We start from the raw sequence: 24752 nt of genomic DNA on the forward strand, positions 1-24752 counted from the left end.
CGCCCCGTCCGACGTTTCAAACTCTAGCCGATCCCCGCTCCGAAAAGCGAATCCAGCCGCAACCCAATTAAACGTGCACGCCGAATAAGCACCAGACCGTCACGCGGAAAAGCGAAACGACCGGCACGAACCGAGAAGTGGTGTTTCAGAGGATTGGCTGCCCCGGGACCGTCCGCGCAGACGCGTGTCCGGTGCTCCCTGCCGGGCAGCTCGAAGAACTGTACGCGCTTCTGCGAGCGGATGCAAACGTCGTGCAAAGACGGCCGGCCGGACCCCGGGGAGAGGGGTCCGGCCGGTGGAGCCGTGCGGCTCAGCTGTTGGTGGGGAAGCCCAGGTTGATGCCGCCGTGCGACGGGTCCAGCCAGCGCTGGGTGACGGCCTTGCCCCGGGTGAAGAACTGCACGCCGTCCTGGCCGTACGCGTGGGCGTCTCCGAACAGCGAGGCCTTCCAGCCGCCGAAGGAGTAGTAGGCGACCGGGACCGGGATCGGCACGTTGATGCCGACCATGCCGACCTCCACCTCGAACTGGAAGCGCCGGGCCGCGCCGCCGTCATTGGTGAAGAGCGCGGTGCCGTTGCCGTACGGGTTGGCGTTGATCAGCGCCAGGCCCTCCTCGTACGAGTCGACGCGCACGACCGAGAGCACCGGGCCGAAGATCTCGTCGTTGTAGACGGACATGCCGGGCTTCACGTGGTCGAACAGCGTGGGGCCGAGCCAGAAGCCGTCGGCCGTCGGGGAGCCGTTCCGGTCCTCGGCGGTGACCGGGTGCTTGCGGCCGTCCACGGCCAGCTCGGCGCCGTCGGCGACCCCGGACTCCACGTAGGAGGTGACCTTGTCGCGGTGCTGGCCGGTGACCAGCGGGCCCATCTCGGAGTCGCCGTTGCAACCCGGGCCGACCTTCAGGGTGGCGATCCGCTGCTTGATCTTCTCGACCAGCTCGTCACCGATCGGGTCGACCGCGACCAGCACGGACACCGCCATGCAGCGCTCGCCGGCCGCGCCGAAGCCGGCGTTGACGGCGGCGTCGGCCGCGAGGTCGAGGTCGGCGTCGGGCAGGACCAGCATGTGGTTCTTGGCGCCGCCCAGGGCCTGCACGCGCTTGCCGTAGCGGGTGCCGGTCTCGTAGACGTAGCGGGCGATCGGGGTGGAGCCGACGAAGCTGACGGATTTGACGTCCGGGTGCTCCAGCAGGCGGTCGACGGCCACCTTGTCGCCGTGCACGACGTTGAAGACGCCGTCCGGCAGACCGGCCTCCTTCCACAGCTCGGCGAGGAAGTTGGCGGCGGACGGGTCCTTCTCCGAGGGCTTCACCACGACGGTGTTGCCGGCCGCGATGGCGATCGGGAAGAACCACATCGGCACCATGGCCGGGAAGTTGAACGGCGAGATGATCGCGACCGGGCCGAGCGGCTGGCGGATCGAGTAGACGTCGACGCCGGTCGAGGCCTGCTCGGTGAAACCGCCCTTGATCAGCTGCGGGATGCCGCAGGCGTACTCCACGACCTCCAGGCCGCGGGCGATCTCGCCCAGTGCGTCGGAGTGCACCTTGCCGTGCTCCGCCACGATGATCGAGGCCAGCTCGTCGCGGCGGGCGTTCAGCAGCTCGCGGAAGGCGAAGAGCACCGTCGTCCGCTTGGCGATCGAGGCGGTGCGCCACTCGGTGAAGGCCGAGGCGGCGGCGGCCACCGCCTGGTCGACCTCGGCGATCCCGGCGAAGTCGACCTGACCGGAGACCTGGCCGGTGGCCGGGTCGAAGATCTCGCCACGACGGGGGGCCGCACCGGCGGTGGCGACCGGCTTGCCGCCGATCCAGTGAATGATGTGCTTGCTCAAGGTCCGTCTGCCTCCGAAGTCCCGGGCGGCGTCCTGCCACCGGTCCGGTCTGGCGCCGCCCGCGGTGGGCCGGTCGACGGGAATCACGGGGCTACCGCGCTCGTCTCCCAGTCTGGTGGCCGCTTCGGCCCGGCTCAACGAACAGGCTGACGGGGATCATGGATTCAGCCTTACAGGTCGTCCGGTCACTCGGTCGGCCGATCGGGTGGCCTCCGCCCGGTCGGGGGTCAGGGCTCCCCGTCCTCCGGCTCCTCCAGGTACGGGTCGTGCAGCCCGTCCGCCGCCTCCTGGGTCTCCAGCAGGTCCAGCCGCAGGTCCTGCGCCCAGGCCAGCGCCCAGCGCTTCCGCTCGTCCACCCCGTCGGCGGGGACGCCCCGGGCGCGGAACCGGCCGTCCGCCGCCTCGGCGAGCGTCTCCAGCCGGTCGGCCAGCGCGGCCGGCTGGAAGTCCGGATCCAACTCCCCTGCCAGGGCGAGCAGTTCGCCTTCCCGGTAGCAGCGGGTGAGGGCGTACACGTCGATCAGGTCACGCGGCATGCCCCGGTCCGCCAGCAGCGCGGTGGTCAGCGCGGCCGCGTCCTCCAGGGCGACCACGGGCAGCACCACCGGCGGCTCGTCCGGTCCCGGCGCACCGAGGTCCAGCCGGACCGGGCGGTGGCCCAGCGGCTCCTTGCGCAGCTCCACCGTGTGCGACCGCCCGCCCAGCGCCAGCCGGACGGCGAGCTGCTCCAGCCGCGGTGTCCCCGGCCGCTCGGCGACCCCGCCGCCCGCCGCCCGGTACGCCTCGCCCAGTGCGGCGGCCACCTCCGGCAGGTCGGCCCCGCCGGTCACCAGGGTCAGCCCGTCCTGCGGACAGGCCGCGACGCCGTGGGCGCGCAGCGCGTGCCCGCCGGCCAGCGCGAGGCCGTACCGGTCGCAGACGGGTGCGGCCGGCGCGGCCAGTCGCAGCTGGGCGGGGCCCGGGCGGAGGGACGCGTCGACGGCGTGCGGGACGGTGGTCACGCCTCCAGTCTGACGCGCCCGCCCGCTTCGCGCGCCGCCACCACCGGGCCCCGATCACCGGACGCCGCAGGGCTCACCAGCCGCCGAGCCTCGCCGCCGCCTCGTGCAGGACGAGCTCCAGCAGCACCGGGTCGTTGAGTCGCCCGGAGCCGTCGGGCGGGACCAGCCAGCGCACGCCCCGACTGGTCCGCTCGGGGTGCGGGACGACGACCCAGGTGCCCTCCCCCGCACCGCGCACGCCGGTGCCGATCCAGCGGGCGGCGGTGCCGGCGGGCACCAGGAAGCCGACGTACTCGCCCGCGGCGTCGGTGAGGACCGGGCCGCTGGTGCACGGGTCCATGATCTCCAGGGCCGGGCGCCCGAGCCGTCCGGGGACGGAGAGGACGTCCCAGCGACGGCCGGCCGGCAGCAGCATCAGGCCCAGCCCGGTGCGCTCCCACTGCTCCCGGAGGGATTCCGGGTCCGGTGCCACCTGGGCGAGCCAGTGCAGTCCGGTGGTCTCCATGTCGTGTCCCCGCTTCTCGCCGTTCGTACTGTTCGGAGACGGCGGGAGGTGCGAGACCCGCCGTCACCAAGGAGAGGCGGACGGCGGGTCCCGATTACACGACTAGGAGCACCCGACTGGGGGATTCGCGCTTCAGCTGTCGAAGCCCAGCCCCAGCCGGTCGAGGGTGCGCAGCCAGAGGTTGCGGTGGCCGCCGGTGCGGTCCGCCCGCTCCAGCGACCGGGTGGTGAGCTCGATCCCGGCCCAGCGGACCGGCTCGGGCGGGAACGGCAGCGGCTTGCTGCGCACCATGTCCAGCGAGGTGCGCTCGGTGCGCTCCCCGGCGAGGAGGTCGAGCATCACCTCGGCGCCGAAGCGGGTCGCGCCGACACCGAGCCCGGTGTAGCCGACGGCGTACGCGACCTTGCCCCGGTAGCCGGTGTCGAAGAACGCCGAGAACCGGCTGCAGGTGTCGATGGCGCCGCCCCAGGCGTTGGTGAAGCGCAGGCCCTCCAGCTGCGGGAAGCAGCGGAAGAAGTGGTTGGCCAGGGTGCGGAAGGTCTCCGGCCGCTGGTCGTACTCGTGCCGGACGTGGCCGCCGAAGTGGTAGACCGCGTCGTAGCCGCCCCAGAGGATCCGGTTGTCGGCGGAGAGCCGGAAGTAGTGGAACTTGTTGGCGCTGTCGCCGAGGCCTTGCCGCCCGCGCCAGCCGATCGAGGCGAGCTGCTCGTCGTCGAGCGGCTCGGTCATCAGCGCGTAGTCGTACACCGGGACGATGTACGGGCGGACCCGCTTGAGCAGCGACGGGAACACGTTGGTGCCCAGCGCGACCTTGCGGGCGAGGACCCGGCCGTACGGGGTGCGGACGGCCATGCCGCTGCCGTGCTCCCGCAGGTCGGTGGCCCGGGTGTGCTCGAAGATCCGCACGCCCTGGCCCAGGCAGGCGTCCTTGAGACCCCAGGCGAGCTTGGCGGGGTGGACCATCGCCACGCCCTCCTTGTCCCAGAGGCCGCCGAGGAAGGTCGGCGAGTTCACCTCGGCGCGCAGCTGGTCGGCGTCCAGGACGGTGATGTCGAAGCCGTACCGGGCGACCGCCTCGGCGATCTCGTGGAGCTCCTCGACCTGGTGGGGCTGGGTGGCGACGTCGATCTCGCCGGTGCGCTCCCACTCGGCGTCGATGCCGTAGCGCTTCAGGGTGGCCTCGATGCCGTCGAGGTTGGCGGCACCGAGGCGTTCCAGCTGGGCGAGTTCGGACGGCCAGCGGTCCAGGCCGTTGCCGAAGCCGTGGGTGAGGCTGGCCGCGCAGAATCCGCCGTTGCGCCCGGATGCGGCCCACCCGACCTCGTTGCCCTCGACCAGCACGACGTCCAGCGAGGGGTCGCGCTCCTTGGCGATGAGGGCGGTCCACAGACCGGAGTAGCCGCCGCCGACGACCAGCAGGTCGCAGGTGGTGTCGCCGACCAGGGCGGGCAGCGCCGCCGGCCGGCCGGGGTCCTCCAGCCAGAAGGGGGTGGGCCTGGCGTCACTGAGCGCGCGGGCGGAGTCCATGCATTATCAGCCACTTTCTACGAATAGATGACGGTCTTACGTGCCACCGCTGCCATTCCGCTGTCAGCCGTGTCGACCACTGCCGACCGCTGCCGACCGTACGTCAGGCGGTGGCCTTCCGGCGGTTTCCCAGCCACTGGCCGACGACGGTCAGCGCGACGGCGGCCAGGAACATCGCGGTGCCGATGACGTTCACCTGCACCGGGATGCCGCGCTGCGAGGCGCCCCAGACGAACATCGGGAAGGTGACCGTGGTCGGCCCCGAGTTGAACTGGGTGATGATGAAGTCGTCGAAGGAGAGCGCGAAGCTGAGCAGCGCGCCCGCCGCGATGCCGGGCGCCGCCAGCGGCAGGGTGACCCTCAGGAAGGTCTGGGTGGGGGTCGCGTAGAGGTCCTGGGCGGCCTGTTCGAGCCTCGGGTCCATGCTCATCACGCGCGCCTTGACCGCCGTCACCACGAAGCTGAGGCAGAACATGATGTGCGCGATGAGGATGGTGGTGAAGCCGAACGGGATGCGCATGTTGAGGAAGAGCGTCCCGAGCGAGGCCGCCATGACCACCTCGGGCATGGCCATCGGCAGGAAGATCATCGCCGTGGTGGCCGAGCGGCCGCGGAAGCGGTAGCGGGCCAGCGCGAAGGCGACCATGGTGCCGAGCACGGTGGCGCCGATGGTGGCGAGCACCGCGATCTGCAGGCTGAGCGAGAGCGACCCGCACATGTCGGCCACGCCGCAGGGGTCGGTCCAGGCGTCGGTGGAGAACTCGTTCCACTCGTAGTTGAACTTGCCCACCGGCTTGTTGAACGAGAAGGCGAGCACGACCAGGTTGGGCAGCACCAGGTAGGCGAGGGCCAGCAGGCCGGCCAGCACCACCAGGTGGGCGCGGATCCACTTGGACATCCGGGACATCAGACCAGATCCTCCGTCCCGGCCTTGCGCATGTAGACCGTCACCATGCCCAGGATCAGGGCCATCAGGATGAAGCTCAGCGCGGCCGCCGTGGGGTAGTCGAGCACGTTCAGGAACTGCTTCTGGATGCCGTTGCCGACCATCTGCTCGCTCGGCGAGCCCAGCAGCTGGGCGTTGATGTAGTCGCCGGAGGCCGGGATGAAGGTCAGCAGGGTGCCCGCGACCACGCCCGGCAGCGAGATCGGGAAGGTCACCTTGCGGAAGGTGGTGAACGGCCGGGCGTAGAGGTCGCCGGCCGCCTCGTGCAGGCGCGGGTCGATCCGCTCCAGCGAGGTGTACAGCGGAAGGATCATGAACGGCAGGAAGTTGTAGGTCAGGCCGCAGACCACCGCGAGCGGCGTGGCCAGCACCCGGTCGCCGTCGGTGAGGCCGAGCAGGTTGGTGACGTCCAGGAGGTGCAGCGCGTTCAGCGCGCCGACCACCGGGCCGCCGTCGGACAGGATGGTCTTCCAGGCCAGCGTGCGGATCAGGAAGCTGGTGAAGAACGGCGCGATGACCAGGATCAGGATGACGTTGCGCCAGCGCTTGCTCGCCTTGAAGGCGATCGTGTACGCGAGCGGGTAGCCGACGGCCAGGCAGAGCACGGTGGCGACGGCCGCGTAGGAGAACGAGCGCAGGAAGTGCCACCGGTACTCGACCAGGGCGTCCCAGTACGTCGAGACGTGCCAGGTGACCTTGAAGCCCTCTTCGAGCGAACCGGTCTGCAGCGAGGTCGACGCCTGGTAGACCATCGGGACGGCGAAGAAGACGACCAGCCAGGCGAGGCCGGGCAGCAGCAGCCAGTACGGGGTGAGCCTGCGCCTCGGCCTGCGCTCCGCCGGTTCCAGCGGGACGACTTGCGGCGGCGCGGCCGGGGTGGTGGCGGTCATGCGGCCTCCTCCGCGGTGCCCGCGTCGATCGCCTGGGCGGCGTCCAGGGCGAAGGAGTGCGCCGGGTTCCAGTGCAGCTGGACGGCGGCGCCGGGGACGATCCGGGCGTCGCGCTCCATGTTCTGCTCGAAGACGGTGACCTCCTGGCCGCCGTCGGTGCGCACCACGTACTGGGTGGAGACGCCGATGAAGCTGGAGTCGAGCACCGTGCCGACCAGCCGGTTGCGGCCGTCGGCGACCTGCTCGGAGGCGTGCGTGATGGTGATCTTCTCCGGGCGCACGCCCAGGTGGACGCGCTTGGCGTCGGTGGCGCAGCGCGCCTTCGGCACCGCGAGGCGGGCGCCGGCCGCGCTGAGCAGCAGGTCGCCGCCCTCGGTGCCGGTGACCTCGGCGGGCAGCAGGTTGGACTGGCCGAGGAAGTTGGCCACGAAGGTGGTGGCGGGGTTCTCGTACAGCTCGGCGGGGGCGCCCAGTTGCTCGACCCGGCCGCCGTTCATCACCGCGATGGTGTCGGCCATGGTCATGGCCTCCTCCTGGTCGTGGGTGACGTGCACGAAGGTGATGCCGACCTCGGTCTGGATCCGCTTCAGCTCCAGCTGCATCTGGCGGCGGAGCTTGAGGTCGAGCGCGCCGAGCGGCTCGTCCAGGAGCAGCACCTGCGGGTGGTTGATCAGCGCGCGGGCGACCGCGACGCGCTGCTGCTGGCCGCCGGAGAGCTGGTGCGGCTTGCGCCGGGCGTACTGGCCGAGTTCGACCAGCTCCAGCATCTCCTCGACCTGCTTCCTGACGTCCTTCCGGCCGCGCCGGCGCAGGCCGAAGGCGACGTTCTCGAAGATGTCCAGGTGCGGGAAGAGCGCGTAGCTCTGGAAGACGGTGTTCACCGGCCGCTTGTACGGGGGCAGGGCGGTGACGTCCTGGCCGCCGATCAGGACGGTGCCGGTGGTGGGCTCCTCCAGGCCGGCGATCATGCGCAGGGTGGTGGTCTTGCCGCAGCCGGAGGCGCCGAGCAGGGCGAAGAACGATCCCTGCGGGACGGTCAGGTCGAGCGGGTGGACGGCGGTGAAGGAGCCGTAGGTCTTGCCGATGCCGGTGAGCCGGACGTCGCCGCCGACGGCCGCGTCGCGCTGCTGGTCTGTCATGGGGTGGTGTCTTCCTGGGTCTCTCTGCCGGGGGTGGGGTCAGGCGCCGATGAGCTTGGAGAACTTCTGCTCGAAGTCGCTCTCCTCGCTCTCGGAGAGCGTGCGGAACACGTGCGCCCGGACCGCCATCTCGGGGGTGGGTACGACGAGCGGGTTGGCCGCGGTGTCCGGGGCGATGCCGGCGAGCTCGTCCTTCATCCCGGTGACGGCGGAGACGAAGCCGATGCCCGCGACCAGCTGCGCCGCGATCTTCGGCTGATAGTAGAAGTCGATCAGCTTCTCCGCGTTGGCCTTGTGCTGCGCCTTGGCCGGGACCAGCATGTTGTCGGTCGAGGCGATGTAGCCCTTCTCCGGGATGACGAACTCGATGTCCGGGTTGTCGGCCCGCAGTTGGATCAGGTCGCCGCCCCAGGCGATGCAGGCCGCGATGTCCCCGGCGGAGAGCTCCTGGCCGTAGTCGTTGCCGGTGAAGCGGCGGATCTGCTTGTTGTCGACGGCCTTCTGCAGCCGGGCGACCGCGCCGTCGTAGTCGTCGGCGGTGAACCTCGCGGTGTCCTTGCCCTGGTCCAGCAGGACCATCCCGATGCTGTCGCGCATCTCGGAGAGGAAGGTGACCCGGCCCTTGAGGTCGGGGTCGTCCAGCAGCTGGGAGACGCTGGTGACCTCCTTCCCCCTGGTCGCCTTCCGGTTGTACGCGACGACGGTCTGGATGCCGGCCCACGGGTAGGAGTACAGCCGCCCCGGGTCCCAGTCCGGGGCGCGGAAGCGCGCCTCGATGTTGGTGATCGCGGTGGTGACGTTCGCCGGGTTGAGCTTCTGCGCCCAGCCGAGCCGGATCAGCCGGGCGGCCATCCAGTCGGTGAGCACCATCAGGTCGCGGCCGGTGTCCTGGCCGGCGGCGAGCTGCGGCTTGACCTTGCCGAAGAACTCGACGTTGTCGTTGACGTCCTCGGTGTACCTGACCTTGATGCCGGTGGCCTCGGTGAAGGCGTCCAGCGTGCCGTGCCGATCCTTGTCCTTCTCGTCCGTGTCCACGTACAGCGGCCAGTTGGAGAAGTCGACCTCCTTCTGCGTCTCCGAGAGGTCCTTGGCGGCGTTCGCGGTCGAGTCCCCGGTCGCCCGGGGGGCCGCCGGGATGCCGCAGGCGGCCAGGGTGCCCGCTCCGGCGGTCAGCGCGGCGGCGCGCAGCAGGGTGCGGCGGCCGAGCGCGGCCCGGCCGCTGGTCAGGCTGCGTTCCCAGGCCCTTCGGACCGGTTCGGGCAGACCGTCGGTGAGCTCGTTGAACGCCATGGAACGGGCCTCCTGGGGGGAGATGGGGTGTGGGGGCACCCGCTGGGGCCGGGGGGGGTTATCTGTCTCCGAAGACGGTGCGGTGCCAGTCCTTGCGGGCCACCGCGGTGGTGTCGAACATGACGTGCTTCACCTGGGTGTACTCGTCCAGCGAGTACTGGGACATGTCCTTGCCGTAGCCGGACGCCTTGTAGCCGCCGTGCGGCATCTCGCTGATGATCGGGATGTGGTCGTTGACCCAGACGCAGCCGGCCGCGATCTCCCGGGTGGCGCGCAGCGAGCGGTGCACGTTGGCGGTCCAGGCGGAGGCGGCCAGGCCGTACGGGGTGTCGTTGGCCAGCCGCAGGCCCTCGTCGTCGCCGTCGAACGGCAGCACGACCAGCACCGGGCCGAAGATCTCGCCCTGCACGACCTCGCTGTCCTGGGCCGCGCCGGTGATCAGGGTGGGCCGGTAGTACGCGCCGCGGGTGAGGTCGGTGCCGTCGTGGCCCTTCTCCGGGGCCCGGCCGCCGGTGACCACGGTGGCGTACGAGCGGGCGCGCTCCACGAAACCGGCCACCCGGTCCCGGTGGGCGTGGGAGACCAGCGGTCCGAGGTCGGTGCGCGGGTTCAGCGGGTCGCCGATCCGGATCGCCGCGTACAGCTCGGCCACCCCGGCCACGAAGGCGTCGTACAGCGGGCGCTGGACGTAGGCGCGGGTGGCGGCGGTGCAGTCCTGGCCGCCGTTGATCAGCGAGGCCGCGACCGCGCCGTGCACGGCGGCGTCCAGGTCGGCGTCGTCGAAGACCACGAACGGGGCCTTGCCGCCGAGCTCCAGGTGGGTGCGCTTGACGCCCGCGGTGGCGATCTCGGCGACCCTCCTGCCGACGCCGGTGGAACCGGTGAAGGAGACCATCGCGACGTCCGGGTGCCCGACCAGGTGCTCGCCGGCGGTGTGTCCGGCGCCGGTGACCACGTTGACCACGCCGTCCGGGATTCCCGCGGCGGTGCAGGCGCGGGCGAACATCAGCGAGGTCAGCGGGGTCAGCTCGGCCGGCTTGAGCACGATGGTGTTGCCCGCGGCGATCGCCGGGAGGATCTTCCAGGCGGCCATCTGCAGCGGGTAGTTCCACGGCGAGATCGAGCCGACCACGCCGACCGCCTCGCGCCGCACGTACGAGGTGTGGTCGCCGGAGTACTCGCCGGCCGCCTTGCCCTCCAGGTTGCGGGCGGCGCCGGCGAAGAACGCGGCGTTGTCGACGGTGCCGGGCACGTCGAACTCGGTGGCCAGCTTGACCGGCTTGCCGGTCTGCGCCGTCTCCACCCGGGCCAGGTCCTCGGCGGCGCCGGCCAGGACGGCGGCCAGCCGGGTGAGCGCCTCCGAGCGCGCGCCGGGGGTGGCCGAGGACCAGCCGGGCAGGGCGGCCCTGGCGGCGGCGACGGCGGTGTCCACGTCCCCGGTGGTGGCCAGCGCGACCTGCTCGACCACGCTGCCGTCGGCGGGGTTGACGACCTGGAAGGGTTCACCGCTCCCCGTGGTCTGCCGGCCCGCGATGTACTGCGCGCCCGGGCCGAAGTCGGTCAGGTCCATCTGGTTCCTCCAAGTGCCGTGGTTCGACCGCTGCGGGGTCACGCGTCCGCGGTTGGGGGTCTGCGGTCCCGCTGACCTTGCCCGCTGCGGGACAGGGGTGACAAGGGTCACTCCGGCAGTCTCGGCACGAAGGGCCTTACAGGGTGCAAGGGTGCGGGCAGGGCGACAGGTCGTTCGGGCGATGGATGATTTACCTGACACCCTGATCACCCCGGAGCACCCGCTCCGGTCCCCCCGGCTCCGGAGGCCCGCGATGCTCCCCACCGTCGCCCGAGTCCTCGACCTGGACGTGATGCGCCGCGGCCTGCCCCAGGTGGTGGCCGGTGCCGACCACCTGGAGCGGCCGGTCCGCTGGGTCCACGTCAGCGAACTGCCCGACGTCGCCGGGATGCTCCGCGGCGGCGAGCTGGTGCTGACCACCGGGATCGCGCTGCCGGAGGACCGCGAGGCCCTGGCCCGCTACGTGCGCGAGCTGGACGAGGTCGGGGTGGCCGGCCTCGTCGTCGAGTTCGGACGGCGCTACTTCGACTCGCTCCCCCGCGCCCTGGTCCACGCCGCCGAGCAGCGCGGACTGCCCGTGATCACGCTCCGCCGCGAGCTGCGCTTCGTCGCCGTCACCGAGGCCGTGCACGCACTGGTGGTCAACGCCCAGCTGGAGCAGCTGCGGGTCTCCGAGTCGGTCCACCAGGTCTTCAACGAGCTGGTGGTGGAGGGCGCGGAGGCGCCCGAGGTGATCCGCCAGGTGGCCCGGATGGCCGGCGCCCCGGTCGTCCTGGAGAACCTGGCCCACCAGGTGCTCGCCCACGACACCGCCGGACGCCCGGAGGCCGAGGTGCTGGAGGACTGGGAGCGCCGCTCGCGCGGAGTGCGCCCGGCCGGGCGCACCGGCCACGACCCGCGCAGCGGCTGGCTGGTCACCACCGTCGGCGCCCGCGGCCAGGACTGGGGCCGTCTGGTACTGGTGCAGGAGCCCGGCCCACTGCCCGAGGGCGAGGCCCACCCGCACGCCATGCTGCTGGAACGCGGCGCCTCCGCGCTGGCGCTCAACCGGCTGGTGGTGCGCGACCGGGAGAGCCTGGAGCGGCAGACCCACCGCACCCTGCTGTCCGGCATCCTCACCCACGCGCTGACCGTCTCCGAGGCCGCGCTGCGCGCCCAGGCCCTGGGCGTTCCGCTGGAGGGCCGCCGACTGGTCGGTGTGGTGCTGCGGCAGCGGCGCGGACCGATCCCGGCCGCGCTGGAGGCCCAGGCCCGGCTGCGCGACTTCACCGAGCTGGCCGCCGGAGCCGTCCGGGCCTGCCGGCTGTCCGCCCTGGTCGGGGCGCTGGACGACGAGGCCGTCGGCCTGCTGATCGCGCTCGGCACCCAGCAGGACGAGCACGCCGCGCTGGACGCCCTGTCGGCCGCGCTGCGCCGGATGTCGGCCGAGCCCGGGCGGGAGGGCGGCGACCCGGCGGGCCCGGTGGTCGCGGTCGGCTCCTCGGTCGGCTCGGTGCGCGACGCCCGGCGCACCCTGCTGGAGGCCACCCAGGTCGCCGACGCCGCCCTGCACGACGCGCCCGGCGGCCGCAGCTCCTCCTACTACCGCCTGCCGGACGTCCGGCTGCGCGGCCTGCTCCACCTGCTGCGCGACGACGCCCGGCTGCAGACGTACGTGGAACGGGAGTTGGGCCCGCTGCTGGCCCACGACGCCGAGCACAACGGCCAGTTGGTGCAGATGCTGCGGATCTACCTGGAGCAGGGCCGGAACAAGTCGGCCGCGGCGGACGCCGCGCACCTGTCCCGGCCGTCCTTCTACGACCGGCTGCACAAGGTCGAACGGATCCTCGGCGTCGACCTCGACCAGGTGGAGTCCTGCCTCTCCCTGCACGTGGCGCTGCTCGCCCTGGACGCCGTCCGGCGCTGAGCGCCCCGCGTCCGGCCCCCGGCGCTCCTCGACGCCCCCGTGCTCACACCCCGGTGATGCGGCCCCAGACCTTGTGCAGCTCGGGCCGCTCGGCCGAGGTGACGTCGCGCATGGTGTGCAGCCGGGCGCGCATCTCCTCGGTCGGGAAGACCAGCGGGTTCTCGGCGAGTTCGGCCTTCTCCTTGTCGCCGCCGGCCGCCAGCACCTCGCGGGCGGCCGGCACCGGGCAGATGTACTGGACGAACGCGGCGAGTTCGGCGGCCACCTCGGGCTGGTAGTAGTGGTCGACCAGCAGCTCGGCGTTGCGCTTGTGGGCGGCCCGGTTGGGGATCATCAGGCTCTCCGCCCACAGCTCGCCGCCCTCCTCCGGCACCACGAACTCGATGTCGGGGTTCTCGGCGGTGAGCTGAACGGCGTCGCCCGAGTAGGCCTGGCAGGCGAGCGCCGCGCCGGAGGCCAGGTCGCTGGTGTAGTCGTTGCCGGTGAAGCGCCGGACGTGGCCGCTGTCGACCCACTTCTGCACCAGGTCCATCGCCCGGTGCGCGTCGTCGTCGCCGAACTTCGCGATGTCCGCGCCCTGGGAGAGCATCAGCAGCCCGAGCGCCTCGTCCAGCCCGGCGAACAGGGTGACCCGGCCCTTGAGGTCGGGCGCCCACAGGTCGGCGGTGGACCTGATCTCCCGGCCGAGCGCCTTGCGGTTGTAGGCGATGCCGGTGATCCCGGACTGCCACGGCACGCTGCGCCTGCGCCCGGGGTCGAAGGCCGGGTCGGCGAGCTGCGGGTCCAGGTTGGCCGTGACGTTGGGCAGGTTGTCCCGGTCCATGGCCTGCACCCAGCCCAGCGAGACGTACCGCCCGGCCATCCAGTCACTGACCACCATCAGGTCCCGGCCGGGGGCCGCGCCCTGGGTGAGCACCGGGCTGATCTTGCCGAAGAACTCGTCGTTGTCGTTGATGTCCTCGGTGTAGGCGACCTCGATGCCGGTCCGCTCGCTGAAGGCGTCCAGGGTCGGGCGGCCGCCCTCGTCGTCGGTGTCGATGTACTGCGTCCAGTTGGAGAAGACGAGCCGCTTGTCGCTCTCCGAGCGGTCCGGCGCCGAGCGGCGGTCCTCGGCCACGTACGCGGACGGGATGCCGCAGCCGGTCAGCGTGCCGGCGCCGAGCAGCGCGGCCCCGCCGAGCAGGGAACGTCGGCGCAGCGCGGGGGAGTCGGCGGGGCGGCGGGTCGGGGTGGTGCGGCTGGGCATGGCGGGCCTTCCGGAGCGTGGCACGGCCCCGGGCACACGCGGGTGTCCGGGGCCGTCCTGGTAGGTACGTCAGACGGTGTGCGCGTCGGTGAGCGACAGGACCTCGTCCAGCACCGCGAGGCCGGTCTTGGCCTCCTCCTCGGTGACGGTGCACGGCGGGACGACGTGGAAGCGGTTCATGTTGACGAACGGCCAGAGCCCGCGCTGCTTGCAGGCGGCGGCCAGCTCGGCCATCGGGGCGTTGTCGGCGCCGGCCGCGTTGTACGGCACCAGCGGCTCGCGGGTCTCCCGGTCGCGCACCAGGTCGAGCGCCCAGAACACGCCGAGGCCGCGGACCTCGCCGATCGACGGGTGCCGCTCGGCCAGCTCGCGCAGGCCGGGGCCGAGCACGGTCTCGCCGATGTGCCGGGCGTTCTCGACGATGCCCTCCTCCGCCATGGTGTTGATGGTCGCCACCGCGGAGGCGCAGGCCAGCGGGTGGCCGGAGTAGGTGAGCCCGCCGGGGAAGGCGCGCTCGGCGAAGGTGGCCGCGATCTCGGCGCTGATCGCCACGCCGCCCAGCGGCACGTAGCCCGAGTTGACGCCCTTGGCGAAGGTCAGCAGGTCCGGGGTGACGTCCCAGTGGTCGGCGGCGAACCACTCGCCGGTGCGGCCGAAGCCGGCCATCACCTCGTCCAGGATGAACACGATCCCGTGGCGGTCGCAGATCTCCCGCACCCCGGCCAGGTAGCCGGCCGGCGGGACCAGGACACCCGCGGTGCCGACCACCGTCTCCAGGATGACCGCCGCGACGGTGCCCGGCCCCTCGAACGCGATCACCTGCTCCAGGTGCTCCAGCGCGCGCTCGCACTCCTGCGCCTCGTTCTCGGCGTGGAAGTTGGAGCGGTACGGGTACGGGCCCCAGAAGTGCACCACGCCGGAGACGCCGCTCTCGTTGGGCCAGCGCCGGGGGTCGCCGGTGAGGGCGATCGCGTTGGCGGTGGCGCCGTGGTACGAGCGGTAGGTGGAGAGGACCTTCTGCCGGCCGGTGTGCAGCCGGGCCAGCCGGATGGCGTTCTCGTTGGCCTCGGCGCCGCCGTTGGTGAAGAAGACCTTGTCGAGGTCCCCGGGGGTGCGCTCGGCGATCAGCCGGGCGGCCTCGCTGCGCGACTCGACCGCGAAGCCGGGGGCGATGGTGCAGAGCTTCGCCGCCTGCTCCTGGATCGCGGCGACCACCTTCGGGTGCTGGTGGCCGATGTTGGTGTTGACCAACTGCGAGGAGAAGTCGAGGTAGCGGTTGCCGTCGTAGTCCCAGAAGTACGAGCCCTCGGCGCCGGCCACCGCGAGGGGGTCGATCAGCGCCTGGGCGGACCACGAGTGGAAGACGTGCGCGCGGTCGGCGGCCTTGACGGCCTGGCCGGCGGCTGAGTCAGCGGTGGGGATGCTCATGCCGGTAAGGCTAGGGCCGCCGGTCCCGGAAGGGCAGTTCCATCGTGTCAGCCGGTCGTGCCGACCGCCGACAGGGTGCAAAGACGCACGGGCCCGGGTCGAGAGGACCCGGGCCCGTGGCCACTTCAGCCGATGATCAGCACCTCAGATCGCGGTCATGCGGCGCCGATGGTCACAACCCGCTCAGATCGCGGTCATGCGGCGCCGATGGTCACGACCCGCTCAGATCGCGGTCATACGGCGCCGATGGTCACGACCCGCTCAGATCGCGGTCATACGGCGCCGATGGTCACGACCCGCTCAGATCGCGGTCATGACGTGCTTGACGCGGGTGTAGTCCTCGAAGCCGTACGACGACAGGTCCTTGCCGTAGCCCGACTTCTTGAAGCCGCCGTGCGGCATCTCGGCGACCAGCGGGATGTGGGTGTTGATCCAGACGCAGCCGAAGTCCAGGCGGCGCGACATCCGCATGGCGCGGGCGTGGTCCTTGGTCCACACCGAGGAGGCCAGCGCGTACTCGACGCCGTTGGCGTACTCGACGGCCTGGTCCTCGTCGGTGAACTTCTGCACGGTGATGACCGGGCCGAAGACCTCGTTCTGGATGATCTCGTCGTCCTGGTTCAGGCCGGAGACGACGGTCGGGGCGTAGAAGTAGCCCTTGTCGCCGACCCGGTGGCCACCGGCCTCGACCTTGGCGTGGGCGGGCAGCCGCTCGATGAAGCCGGAGACCTGCTTCAGCTGGTTGGCGTTGTTCAGCGGGCCGTACAGCACGTCCTCGTCGTCCACGCCGCCGGTCTTGGTCTCGGCCGCGGCCTTGGCCAGCGCCTCGACGAAGGCGTCGTGGATCGACTCGTGCACCAGCACGCGGGTGGCGGCGGTGCAGTCCTGGCCGGCGTTGAAGTAGCCCGCCATCGAGATGCCCTCGACGGCCTCGGCGATGTCGGCGTCCTCGAAGACCACGACCGGGGCCTTGCCGCCCAGCTCCAGGTGGACGCGCTTGACGTCCTTGGAGGCGGACTCGGCGACCGAGATGCCGGCGCGCACGGAGCCGGTGATGGAGGCCATCGCCGGGGTCCGGTGCTCGACCATCAGCTTGCCGGTCTCGCGGTCGCCGCAGATGACGTTGAAGACGCCGGCCGGCAGCTCCAGCTCCTTGAGCACGCCGCCGATGATCTCGGCCAGCAGCACGGTGGAGGCCGGGGTGGTGTCGGACGGCTTCAGCACCACGGTGTTGCCCGCGGCGATGGCCGGGGCGAACTTCCACACGGCCATCATCATCGGGTAGTTCCACGGCGCGACCTGGGCACAGACGCCGACCGGCTCACGACGGATGATCGAGGTCAGCCCGTCCATGTACTCACCGGCGGCCTTGCCCTCCAGCAGGCGGGCGGCACCGGCGAAGAACCGGATCTGGTCCACCATCGGGCCGATCTCCTCGGAGAGGGTCAGCGCGCGGGGCTTGCCGGTGTTGCGGACCTCGGTGTCGACGATCTCGTCGGCCCGGGCCTCGACCGCGTCGGCGATCTTGAGCAGCAGCTTCTGCCGGGTGCTCGGGGTGGCGTCGCGCCAGATCGGGAACGCGGCCGCGGCGGAGGCCATGGCGGCGTCCACGTCCGCGGCACCGGACAGCGGCGACGTCGCGTACACCTCGCCGGTGGTCGGGTCCACGATGTCGAGCGTGCGGCCGTCAGCCGCGTCGACGAACTCACCGTTGACGTAGTTGCGCAGCGTGCGAAGGTCGCTCACGGATCTCTCCTCGGTCTGGGCCTGCGGCGTTGCAGATTCCGGCGCCATGGTACGTCGGCGGATCCGGCGTACGAAGGGTCCCGAGTGGCCGCACCCGGAGGGGCGCGGTCCACTGGTGGCGGTACGTGCGCCGCGCCCCGGGGGCGCGCGCGTACGGTGCCAGGGTAGCCGCACGACTGCCGGTATCGACAGGCGGAGTGCGATTGGGCGATGAAATCCGCATGGGTTTTCCAAGATCACGACGAAATCAGCAGTTTCCACGCTTGCGAACACGGGAACGATCAGGCACAGTGGCCGCGTGGCCAACCGCGACCGGAACGCCAGCGTTCCCCTCGACGCCGCCTCCAAGGCGATCATCGAGCAACTCCAGGAGGACGGGCGCCGCCCGTACGCCGCCATCGGCAAGGCCGTCGGCCTGTCCGAGGCGGCCGTCCGGCAGCGCGTCCAGAAGCTGCTCGACCAGGGCGTGATGCAGATCGTCGCCGTCACGGACCCGCTCACCGTCGGCTTCACCCGCCAGGCGATGGTCGGCATCCGGGTCGAGGGTGACATCGAGCCCGTCGCCGACGCGTTGGCCGCCCTCGACGAGGTCGACTACGTGGTCTGCACCGCAGGCTCGTTCGACCTCCTGGCCGAACTGGTCTGCGAGGACGACGAGCACCTGCTCGAACTGATCAACAAGCGCATCCGCGCCCTTCCCGGCGTGCGGAGCACCGAGAGCTTCGTTTACCTGAAGCTCCGGAAACAGACCTACACCTGGGGCACCCGATGACAGCCGACCCGGCGCAGAAGGACCTTTCCAAGACCGCCTACGACCACCTGTGGATGCACTTCACCCGCATGTCGTCGTACGAGAACTCCCCCGTGCCGACCATCGTCAGGGGCGAGGGCACCTACGTCTGGGACGACAAGGGCCGCAAGTACCTCGACGGCCTGGCCGGCCTGTTCGTCGTGCAGGCCGGTCACGGCCGCGAGGAGCTCGCCGAGGCCGCCGCCAAGCAGGCCAAGGAGCTCGCCTTCTTCCCGGTGTGGAGCTACGCCCACCCGAAGGCCGTCGAGCTGGCCGAGCGCCTGGCCCACTACGCCCCGGGCGACCTGAACAAGGTCTTCTTCTCCACCGGCGGCGGCGAGGCCGTCGAGACCGCCTGGAAGCTCGCCAAGCAGTACTTCAAGCTGACCGGCAAGCCGACCAAGTACAAGGTCATCTCGCGCGCCGTCGCCTACCACGGCACCCCGCAGGGCGCGCTGTCCATCACCGGCCTGCCGGGTCTGAAGGCCCCGTTCGAGCCGCTGGTGCCGGGCACCCACAAGGCCCCGAACACCAACATCTACCGCGCCCCCGCCTTCCTGGAGGGCCCGGACGGCACCGTCGACCCCGAGGCCTACGGCCGCTGGTGCGCCGACGAGATCGAGGTGGCCATCCTCAACGAGGGCGCCGAGACCGTCGCCGCCGTCTTCGTCGAGCCGGTGCAGAACGCCGGCGGCTGCTTCCCGCCGCCGCCCGGCTACTTCCAGCGCCTGCGCGAGATCTGCGACCGCCACGACGTGCTGCTGGTCTCGGACGAGGTCATCTGCGCCTTCGGCCGCCTCGGCACCATGTTCGGCGCCGACAAGTTCGGCTACCAGCCCGACATGATCACCTGCGCCAAGGGCATGACCTCGGGCTACTCCCCGATCGGCGCCACGATCATCTCGGACCGCCTCGCCGAGCCGTTCTACAAGGGTGACAACACCTTCCTGCACGGCTACACCTTCGGCGGCCACCCGGTCTCCTCCGCGGTGGCGCTGGCCAACCTCGACATCTTCGAGCGCGAGGGCCTGAACCAGCACGTCCTCGACAACGAGGCCGCCTTCCTGGGCACCCTGAACAAGCTGCGCGACCTGCCGATCGTCGGCGACGTCCGCGGCAACGGGTACTTCTACGGCATCGAGCTCGTGAAGGACAAGGTCACCAAGGAGTCGTTCAACGACGACGAGGTGGAGCGCGTGCTCTACGGCTTCCTGTCGAAGGCCCTCTTCGACAACGGCCTGTACTGCCGCGCCGACGACCGTGGCGACCCGGTCGTCCAGCTGGCCCCGCCGCTGATCTCCGACCAGTCGACCTTCGACGAGATCGAGCAGATCCTGCGGACCAGCCTCACCGACGCGTGGGCGAAGATCTGATCCCCTGAGCCTTCTTCCCCACCCTCCGCCGAAGGGCGGCCCCGCTCCCCGCGGGGCCGCCCTTCGGCGTCCCCGGACCGCCGCACCCCGCCCCGCAACATCACAGTCGTACGACCAAACATGCCTGAATGCGGGTGATATGCCCGTGATGGACCAGTGCGCCGCCACCGCGACCGGCCCCCGTCGTTCTAATCTGACGACTGTCATATCCCTGCGGCCACCCAGGATGGATCCTCATGTCAGCGGCACCGCCTGACAACGACGTGCTGTGGGCCCGAGGGATCGTCAAGTCCCACGACGGCACCCCCGCCCTGCGCGGCATCTCGATCGGCGTCCGCGAGGGCGAGGTGCTCGCCGTCACCGGCCCGCGCGGCTCCGGCAAGAGCACCCTGCTCGGCTGCCTCTCCGCGCAGCTCCCGGTCGACGAGGGCGAGGTCTGGTTCAACAGCGCCCCCGTGCACACCCTCTCCCGGGCCGGCCGCGAACGGCTGCGCCGCGACCGCTTCGGCTTCGTCGGCTCCGAGCCGCACCTGGTGCCCGAACTGACCGCCCGGGAGAACGTCGCCCTGCCGCTGCTGCTCGCCGGGGCCGGCCACAAGGCCGCCTACACCGCCGCCGACGAGTGGCTGGAACGCCTCGACGTCGGCGACTGCGCCCGTCTGCGCCCCGAGCGGCTGGTCCAGAGCCGCCGCCAGCGGGTCGCCGTCGCCCGCGCGCTGGCCCCGCTGCCTCCGGTCGTCTTCGCCGACGACCCCACCGCCCCGCTGCACCGCGAGGCCGCCGACCAGGTCATGCGGATACTGACCAGCGCGGCCCGGTCGCACCAGCTCACCCTCGTCCTGGCCACCCACGACCCCGAGCTCGTCCGGTTCGCGGACCGCACCGTCGCCCTCGTCGACGGACGGCTGACCGCCCCCGTCGCCCCCGTCCCCCGCGGCACCGCCGCCCCCGGGGCCGTCGCAGCGCCCGCCGTCACGGCCACCCGCCGCTGACGACGCCGGGCCCGCGACGACGCCGAGCCGCTGAAAGAGTCGACGTGTTCTATCTCCGTCTGGCCCGGGGCTACCGGGTGCCCGACCTCGGCCGCTGGCTGCTCACCGCGCTGGCCGCCACCGTGGTCGCCGCCTTCCTGCTGCGCTCCCTCGGCCGGGCGATGAGCGACCCGGCCGGCGGCGCCGACCCGCTGGTCCGGCTGCTCTGGTGCCTGCCCCCGCTCGCCGCCGTCGCCTGGTTCGCGGCGGTCGCCGCCCGCGCGGTGCCCGCCCGGCGGCCCGAGCGGATCGCCGGGCTCACCGCCGCCGGGGCCGGCTCCCGCCGGATCCGGACGCTGATCGCGGGCGAGGTCGCGCTCGCCTGCACCCTCGGCAGCGTGCTCGCCCTGCTGGCCTTCCTGGTCCTGCGCAACGACGTCGCCGGGCCCTCGCTCGCACCCGACCTCGGCATGGGCGCGCCGCTGCCGGCCGCCGCCCCGGTCGCCCTGCTCGCCCTGGTGCCGCTCACCGCCGGCACCGCCGCCGCCTGCGCGGTGCCCGTCACCGACGCCCTGCCCGGCGGCCGCACCCAGGCCCCGACCGGCTTCGGGGTCTGGCGGATCGCCCTGGGGGTCGGGCTGGGCGTGATCGGCGCCGCGCTCGAACTCATCGCCCTGCGGCCCGGCGCCGCCGTCGACGGCCGCCCGATCCACCTGCCCGCCGGGCTCGGCTCCACCAGCACCGCCGCCCTCGGCGGCTGGGCCGCCAGCACGCTCGGCCTCGCCCTGCTCACCGGGCCGCTGCTGGCCTGGGCGGGGCGGCTGCTCGCCCTCGGGCGGCCCACCCCGCTGCGGCTGCTGGCCGGGCGCGGGCTCACCGCCCAGGCCCGCCGGCTCGGCGCGCCGCTGGCCGTGCTCACCCTCGCCGTCGCGCTGGTGCTCACCACCATCCGCTACTGGATCGGCACGCCGGACAGCGCCGACGCGCTGCCCGCCGTCGAGGCCTGCCTGGTGCTCGGCTGCGCGGCCGCCGCGGTGGTCACCCGGCTCGCCGAGGTTCGCACCGACCGCCGGGAGGTCACCGAAGCGCTGCTGCGCCTCGGCACCTCGCCCCGGCTGCTGTTCGGCGCGGTCGCGCTGCGCACCCTCGCGGTGGGCAGCACGCTGCTGCTGACCGGCGGGGCGACCGCCGCGCTGGCGGCCGCCGGACTCCGGTAGCGGACTCCCCCGGTGGGGCTCAGCCCGCCGCGGCGAGCTGGCCGCAGGCGCCGTCGATCTCCTGGCCGCGGGTGTCGCGGACGGTCGTCGGCACGCCGTGCGACTGGAGGCGGCGGACGAACTCGCGCTCGTCCTCGGGCCGGGACGCCGTCCACTTGGAACCGGGCGTCGGGTTCAACGGGATCAGGTTGACGTGCACCCGGTGGTTCTTGATCAGCCGGCCGAGCAGGTCGGCCCGCCAGGCCTGGTCGTTGATGTCCTTGATCAGCGCGTACTCGATGGAGACCCGGCGGCCGGACTTCTCCGCGTAGTTCCAGGCCGCGTCCAGCACCTCGGCGACCTTCCACCGGGTGTTCACCGGCACCAGCTCGTCGCGCAGCTCGTCGTCCGGAGCGTGCAGCGACAGCGCCAGACGGCAGCTGAGGCCCTCGTCCGCGAACCGGTTCATCGCCGGGACGAGGCCGACGGTGGAGACCGTGATGCCGCGCTGGGACAGGCCGAAGCCGTCGGGCGCCGGGTCGGTCAGCCGGCGGATCGCGGCCAGCACCCGGTTGTAGTTGGCCAGCGGCTCGCCCATGCCCATGAAGACCACGTTGGACAGCCGCGCCTCGCCGCCCGGGCCGCTCCCGTCCTGGGGGGCCCGCGCGCCGAACTCCCCCGCCTTGAGCGAGCGCATCCCGGCGGCGATCTGCTCGACGATCTCGGCGGTGGACAGGTTGCGGGTCAGCCCGGCCTGGCCGGTGGCGCAGAACGGGCAGTTCATGCCGCAGCCGGCCTGCGAGCTGATGCACATGGTGACCCGGTCCGGGTAGCGCATCAGCACGGACTCCACGAGCGTGCCGTCGAAGAGCTTCCAGAGCGTCTTGCGGGTGGCGTCGTCGTCGCAGGAGACGTGCCGGACCACCGACATCAGGTCGGGCAGCAGGCTCTCGGTGAGCTTCTCCCGGCTGGCGGCGGGGATGTCCGTCCAGCTCGCCGGGTCGTTCGACATCCGGCCGAAGTAGTGGTTGGAGAGCTGCTTGGCGCGGAACGGCTGCTCGCCCAGCTCGGCGACGGCCTCCTTGCGCTCGGCGGGGCTGAGGTCGGCGAGGTGTCGCGGGGGCTTGGCGCCGCGCGGCGCGACAAACGTGAGTTCTCCGGGCTTAGGCATGGTTCCTCAAGTGTCGCAGACGCGCGAGGGCCCCGGACGCCAGGCGTCCGGGGCCCTCCCGGCGTTACGTACGTACGTCTCCCGTCCGCGCGGGTCAGCTGCCCACGAAGGCGGCGAGCAGCAGCCAGACCACCGGGGCGGTCGGCAGCAGCGAGTCCAGCCGGTCCATGATGCCGCCGTGGCCGGGCAGCAGCGTGCCCATGTCCTTGATCCCGAGGTCGCGCTTGATCATCGACTCGCCCAGGTCGCCCAGGGTCGCGGTGACCGCCGCGCAGCCGCCCAGGATCAGGCCCTGCCACCAGCTGCCGTCATCGATGATCAGCTGCATCAGCAGCGCGCCCGCGAGCATCGACAGGGCGATGCCGCCGGCCAGGCCCTCGCGGGTCTTGCCGGGGCTGATCGTCGGGGCCAGCTTGGTCTTCCCGAACCTGTAGCCCACCGCGTAGGCGCCGGTGTCGCTGCAGATCGTCACGATCAGGAAGAGCACGATCCGCTGGGGGCCGTCGTCGGCCGCCAGCATCATCGCCACGAAGGTCGCCAGGAACGGCACGTAGAACGCCGTGAAGACACCCGCCGTTATGTCCCGCAGGTAGTCCTCCGGCGGCTCGGCCATCCGCCAGACCATCACCGCCAGCCCGGTCAGCGCGAGCGAGGCGGCGGCCCACTGGACGCCGGCCCAGTAGCCGGTGGCGACCATCGCGAGGCCGCCCACGACCAGCGGCACCAGCGGCGCCTTGATCTGCTTGCGCTCGGAGAGCCGGCTGGTCAGCTCCCAGACGCCGACCGCGACCGCGGCCATCACGACGACCAGGAACAGCGCCTTCACCACGAACAGCGAGGCGATGATCACCGCGCCGAGGCCGACGCCCACGCCTATGGCGGCCTGGAGGTTACGGCCACCGCGCTGCTTGCGCGGCTGCGGCTGCGGGGCGGGCTGGGCGGCCACGGGTGTCTCCTGCCCTGGATGGGACGACGGCGAGAACCGGGGCTGCCCGGCCGCCAGGTGGTTCGCCGGCGGCGCGGGACGCACCGGTGCCCCCGGGTGCGGCGGGGTGCCGTGGCCGGGGGCGGGGGTGGCGTCGTCGGATATCGCGCGCAGCACGACCGTCTCCGTCACACCCGGCGGCGCCGGCTCGGGCCGCTCGTCCCGGAACAGCGGGCCGCTCAGCCGGCCGGACGCCCCGGCCTGTCCCTCGGCGGGCTCGGACGGTCCGCCGGTGGCGGGCCGGCCGTGGGCCGCGGACCGGTCCTCGGTCGAGGGCCGGCCGTGGGCCGCGGGTCGGCCGTGGCCGACCGGGCGACCGGGGTCGGGCATGCCGGGCGGCGGGCCGGGCTCGGCCGGTACGGGAGGCATGACCTGAGTCTCCTCCGCGCCGCCGCCCCAGTACACCGGAGGCTGCTGCGACTGATCCGAACGGTGGCCCGGCGCCCCCGGGGCGGCACCCGGCGCGCCCGGGGGCACGGCGTGGCCGCCCGGGTGGCCGGGGTGTCCCTGGGCCGGCGCCGCCTGCGGACCGTACCCCGGCGCCGGGTGGGCCCGGGCACGGGCGGCCTGCGGGTGCGGCGCCGGAGGGTGGGGCTGGAACTGCTGGTCGGACGGGCCCCAGTAGCCGGGGGCGTCAGGGGCGTCGTTCATCAGACCTCGAGCAGCTCGGCTTCCTTGTGCTTCAGCAGCTCGTCGATCTGGGCCACGTACTTGGCCGTGGTGTCGTCGAGCTCCTTCTCGGAACGGCGGCCGTCGTCCTCGCCGACCTCGCCGTCCTTCACCAGCTTGTCGATGGCGTCCTTGGCCTTGCGGCGCACCGAACGGATCGAGACCTTGGCGTCCTCGCCCTTGGTGCGGGCGACCTTGATGAACTCCCGGCGGCGCTCCTCGGTGAGCTCGGGCAGCACCACGCGGATGATCGAGCCGTCGTTGGACGGGTTGACGCCCAGGTCGGAGTCGCGGATCGCCTGCTCGATGGCCTTCAGCGCGGTCTTGTCGAACGGCGAGACGACCGCCATCCGCGGCTCCGGCACCGAGAACGAGGCCAGCTGGTTGATCGGGGTCTTGGCGCCGTAGTACTCGGCGACGATCTTGGCGAACATCGCCGGGTGGGCGCGGCCGGTGCGGATGGCCGCGAAGTCGTCCTTGGCGTGGAGGACGGCCTTCTCCATCTTCTCCTCGGCCTCGAGGAGGGTCTCTTCGATCACTGTGGTCTCCCTGTCCGGTTCATCTGCTGT

General features: G+C 72.1%; 20 protein-coding genes. 5 read left to right on the forward strand and 15 right to left on the reverse strand.

Features of this window, described 5'->3' with window-relative positions; genetic code table 11:
- Positions 1-310: 310 nt before the first annotated feature.
- The 9 genes from ACIQI7_RS33585 to ACIQI7_RS33625 form a co-directional block, all read right to left on the reverse strand.
- Positions 311-1834, reverse strand: a complete 1524-nt coding sequence (locus ACIQI7_RS33585; protein WP_401117448.1) for a CoA-acylating methylmalonate-semialdehyde dehydrogenase — start codon at positions 1832-1834, stop codon at positions 311-313.
- A 227-nt stretch (positions 1835-2061) separates the two neighbouring features.
- On the reverse strand, positions 2062-2835 hold the full coding sequence (locus ACIQI7_RS33590) for a hypothetical protein (protein ID WP_401117450.1): 774 nt from the start codon (positions 2833-2835) through the stop codon (positions 2062-2064).
- 73 nt (positions 2836-2908) lie between these two features.
- The gene (locus ACIQI7_RS33595; protein ID WP_401117452.1) at positions 2909-3340 is read right to left on the reverse strand and encodes a hypothetical protein; all 432 of its coding nucleotides are present in this window, start codon (positions 3338-3340) and stop codon (positions 2909-2911) included.
- Between the two features lie 132 nt (positions 3341-3472).
- On the reverse strand, positions 3473-4867 hold the full coding sequence (locus tag ACIQI7_RS33600; RefSeq protein WP_401117454.1) for an NAD(P)/FAD-dependent oxidoreductase: 1395 nt from the start codon (positions 4865-4867) through the stop codon (positions 3473-3475).
- Between the two features lie 103 nt (positions 4868-4970).
- The gene (locus tag ACIQI7_RS33605; protein ID WP_401117456.1) at positions 4971-5774 is read right to left on the reverse strand and encodes an ABC transporter permease; all 804 of its coding nucleotides are present in this window, start codon (positions 5772-5774) and stop codon (positions 4971-4973) included.
- The gene (locus ACIQI7_RS33610; protein ID WP_401117458.1) at positions 5774-6703 is read right to left on the reverse strand and encodes an ABC transporter permease; all 930 of its coding nucleotides are present in this window, start codon (positions 6701-6703) and stop codon (positions 5774-5776) included. The genes ACIQI7_RS33605 and ACIQI7_RS33610 overlap by 1 nt, the downstream gene beginning before the upstream one ends.
- The gene (locus ACIQI7_RS33615; protein ID WP_401117461.1) at positions 6700-7842 is read right to left on the reverse strand and encodes an ABC transporter ATP-binding protein; all 1143 of its coding nucleotides are present in this window, start codon (positions 7840-7842) and stop codon (positions 6700-6702) included. The genes ACIQI7_RS33610 and ACIQI7_RS33615 overlap by 4 nt, the downstream gene beginning before the upstream one ends.
- Positions 7843-7881: 39 nt before the next feature.
- Positions 7882-9132: a spermidine/putrescine ABC transporter substrate-binding protein gene (locus tag ACIQI7_RS33620; RefSeq protein WP_401117463.1), complete on the reverse strand. Its 1251-nt coding sequence runs from the start codon at positions 9130-9132 to the stop codon at positions 7882-7884.
- A 58-nt stretch (positions 9133-9190) separates the two neighbouring features.
- Complete coding sequence (locus ACIQI7_RS33625; protein WP_401117465.1) at positions 9191-10702, reverse strand: gamma-aminobutyraldehyde dehydrogenase; 1512 nt, start codon at positions 10700-10702, stop codon at positions 9191-9193.
- A gap of 253 nt (positions 10703-10955) precedes the next feature.
- Here ACIQI7_RS33625 and ACIQI7_RS33630 point away from each other — a divergent pair, with 253 nt between their 5' ends.
- Entirely contained in the window at positions 10956-12608 is a 1653-nt protein-coding gene (locus ACIQI7_RS33630; protein ID WP_401117467.1) for a PucR family transcriptional regulator, read from the forward strand.
- Between the two features lie 43 nt (positions 12609-12651).
- Here the strand turns inward: ACIQI7_RS33630 and ACIQI7_RS33635 are convergent, their stop codons facing one another.
- The 3 genes from ACIQI7_RS33635 to ACIQI7_RS33645 form a co-directional block, all read right to left on the reverse strand.
- Positions 12652-13854: a spermidine/putrescine ABC transporter substrate-binding protein gene (locus ACIQI7_RS33635; protein ID WP_401117469.1), complete on the reverse strand. Its 1203-nt coding sequence runs from the start codon at positions 13852-13854 to the stop codon at positions 12652-12654.
- 69 nt (positions 13855-13923) lie between these two features.
- Positions 13924-15282, reverse strand: coding sequence for an aspartate aminotransferase family protein (locus tag ACIQI7_RS33640; protein ID WP_401117471.1), 1359 nt, complete (start codon positions 15280-15282; stop codon positions 13924-13926).
- Between the two features lie 300 nt (positions 15283-15582).
- Positions 15583-17076 carry a gamma-aminobutyraldehyde dehydrogenase gene (locus ACIQI7_RS33645; RefSeq protein ID WP_401117473.1) on the reverse strand — a complete coding sequence of 498 codons (1494 nt, stop codon included), beginning with the start codon at positions 17074-17076 and terminating at the stop codon, positions 15583-15585.
- A 250-nt stretch (positions 17077-17326) separates the two neighbouring features.
- Between ACIQI7_RS33645 and ACIQI7_RS33650 the strand changes: the two genes are divergently transcribed.
- The 4 genes from ACIQI7_RS33650 to ACIQI7_RS33665 all read left to right on the forward strand — a co-directional run bounded on the left by ACIQI7_RS33650 (position 17327) and on the right by ACIQI7_RS33665 (position 21379).
- Positions 17327-17800 (forward strand): Lrp/AsnC family transcriptional regulator, encoded by a 474-nt coding sequence (locus tag ACIQI7_RS33650; RefSeq protein WP_030243538.1) that lies wholly within the window; start codon positions 17327-17329, stop codon positions 17798-17800.
- On the forward strand, positions 17797-19191 hold the full coding sequence (locus tag ACIQI7_RS33655; protein ID WP_387759407.1) for an aspartate aminotransferase family protein: 1395 nt from the start codon (positions 17797-17799) through the stop codon (positions 19189-19191). Before ACIQI7_RS33650 ends, ACIQI7_RS33655 begins: the two co-directional genes overlap by 4 nt.
- 236 nt (positions 19192-19427) lie before the next feature.
- Positions 19428-20183, forward strand: a complete 756-nt coding sequence (locus ACIQI7_RS33660; RefSeq protein ID WP_387759405.1) for an ABC transporter ATP-binding protein — start codon at positions 19428-19430, stop codon at positions 20181-20183.
- Positions 20184-20227: 44 nt separating this feature from the next.
- The gene (locus ACIQI7_RS33665; RefSeq protein ID WP_401117476.1) at positions 20228-21379 is read left to right on the forward strand and encodes a hypothetical protein; all 1152 of its coding nucleotides are present in this window, start codon (positions 20228-20230) and stop codon (positions 21377-21379) included.
- 19 nt (positions 21380-21398) lie between these two features.
- Here ACIQI7_RS33665 and rlmN read toward each other — a convergent pair whose 3' ends face one another.
- From rlmN to frr, 3 genes are all read right to left on the reverse strand, one after another.
- A complete protein-coding gene (gene rlmN, locus ACIQI7_RS33670) occupies positions 21399-22529 on the reverse strand; it encodes a 23S rRNA (adenine(2503)-C(2))-methyltransferase RlmN (protein WP_401117478.1) in 1131 nt (376 codons plus the stop codon).
- A 94-nt stretch (positions 22530-22623) separates the two neighbouring features.
- Complete coding sequence (locus tag ACIQI7_RS33675) at positions 22624-23883, reverse strand: phosphatidate cytidylyltransferase (protein WP_401117480.1); 1260 nt, start codon at positions 23881-23883, stop codon at positions 22624-22626.
- Positions 23884-24164: 281 nt separating this feature from the next.
- Positions 24165-24722, reverse strand: a complete 558-nt coding sequence (gene frr, locus ACIQI7_RS33680; RefSeq protein WP_387759399.1) for a ribosome recycling factor — start codon at positions 24720-24722, stop codon at positions 24165-24167.
- Positions 24723-24752: the final 30 nt, after the last annotated feature.

Source organism: Kitasatospora sp. NPDC092039 (genome assembly GCF_044756065.1).
Taxonomy (GTDB): Bacteria; Actinomycetota; Actinomycetes; order Streptomycetales; family Streptomycetaceae; genus Kitasatospora.

Bases quoted from the DNA above. Each gene is read 5' to 3' on its own strand.
- ACIQI7_RS33655 (WP_387759407.1), top strand. From the start codon at position 17,797: ATGACAGCCGACCCGGCGCAGAAGGACCTTTCCAAGACCGCCTACGAC.
- ACIQI7_RS33660 (WP_387759405.1), top strand. From the start codon at position 19,428: ATGTCAGCGGCACCGCCTGACAACGACGTGCTGTGGGCCCGAGGGATC.
- ACIQI7_RS33605 (WP_401117456.1), bottom strand. From the start codon at position 5,774: ATGTCCCGGATGTCCAAGTGGATCCGCGCCCACCTGGTGGTGCTGGCC.
- rlmN (WP_401117478.1), bottom strand. From the start codon at position 22,529: ATGCCTAAGCCCGGAGAACTCACGTTTGTCGCGCCGCGCGGCGCCAAG.
- ACIQI7_RS33625 (WP_401117465.1), bottom strand. From the start codon at position 10,702: ATGGACCTGACCGACTTCGGCCCGGGCGCGCAGTACATCGCGGGCCGG.
- ACIQI7_RS33595 (WP_401117452.1), bottom strand. From the start codon at position 3,340: ATGGAGACCACCGGACTGCACTGGCTCGCCCAGGTGGCACCGGACCCG.
- ACIQI7_RS33620 (WP_401117463.1), bottom strand. From the start codon at position 9,132: ATGGCGTTCAACGAGCTCACCGACGGTCTGCCCGAACCGGTCCGAAGG.
- ACIQI7_RS33640 (WP_401117471.1), bottom strand. From the start codon at position 15,282: ATGAGCATCCCCACCGCTGACTCAGCCGCCGGCCAGGCCGTCAAGGCC.
- ACIQI7_RS33675 (WP_401117480.1), bottom strand. From the start codon at position 23,883: ATGCCTCCCGTACCGGCCGAGCCCGGCCCGCCGCCCGGCATGCCCGAC.
- ACIQI7_RS33630 (WP_401117467.1), top strand. From the start codon at position 10,956: ATGCTCCCCACCGTCGCCCGAGTCCTCGACCTGGACGTGATGCGCCGC.
- ACIQI7_RS33615 (WP_401117461.1), bottom strand. From the start codon at position 7,842: ATGACAGACCAGCAGCGCGACGCGGCCGTCGGCGGCGACGTCCGGCTC.
- ACIQI7_RS33645 (WP_401117473.1), bottom strand. From the start codon at position 17,076: ATGGCGCCGGAATCTGCAACGCCGCAGGCCCAGACCGAGGAGAGATCC.
- ACIQI7_RS33600 (WP_401117454.1), bottom strand. From the start codon at position 4,867: ATGGACTCCGCCCGCGCGCTCAGTGACGCCAGGCCCACCCCCTTCTGG.
- ACIQI7_RS33610 (WP_401117458.1), bottom strand. From the start codon at position 6,703: ATGACCGCCACCACCCCGGCCGCGCCGCCGCAAGTCGTCCCGCTGGAA.
- ACIQI7_RS33635 (WP_401117469.1), bottom strand. From the start codon at position 13,854: ATGCCCAGCCGCACCACCCCGACCCGCCGCCCCGCCGACTCCCCCGCG.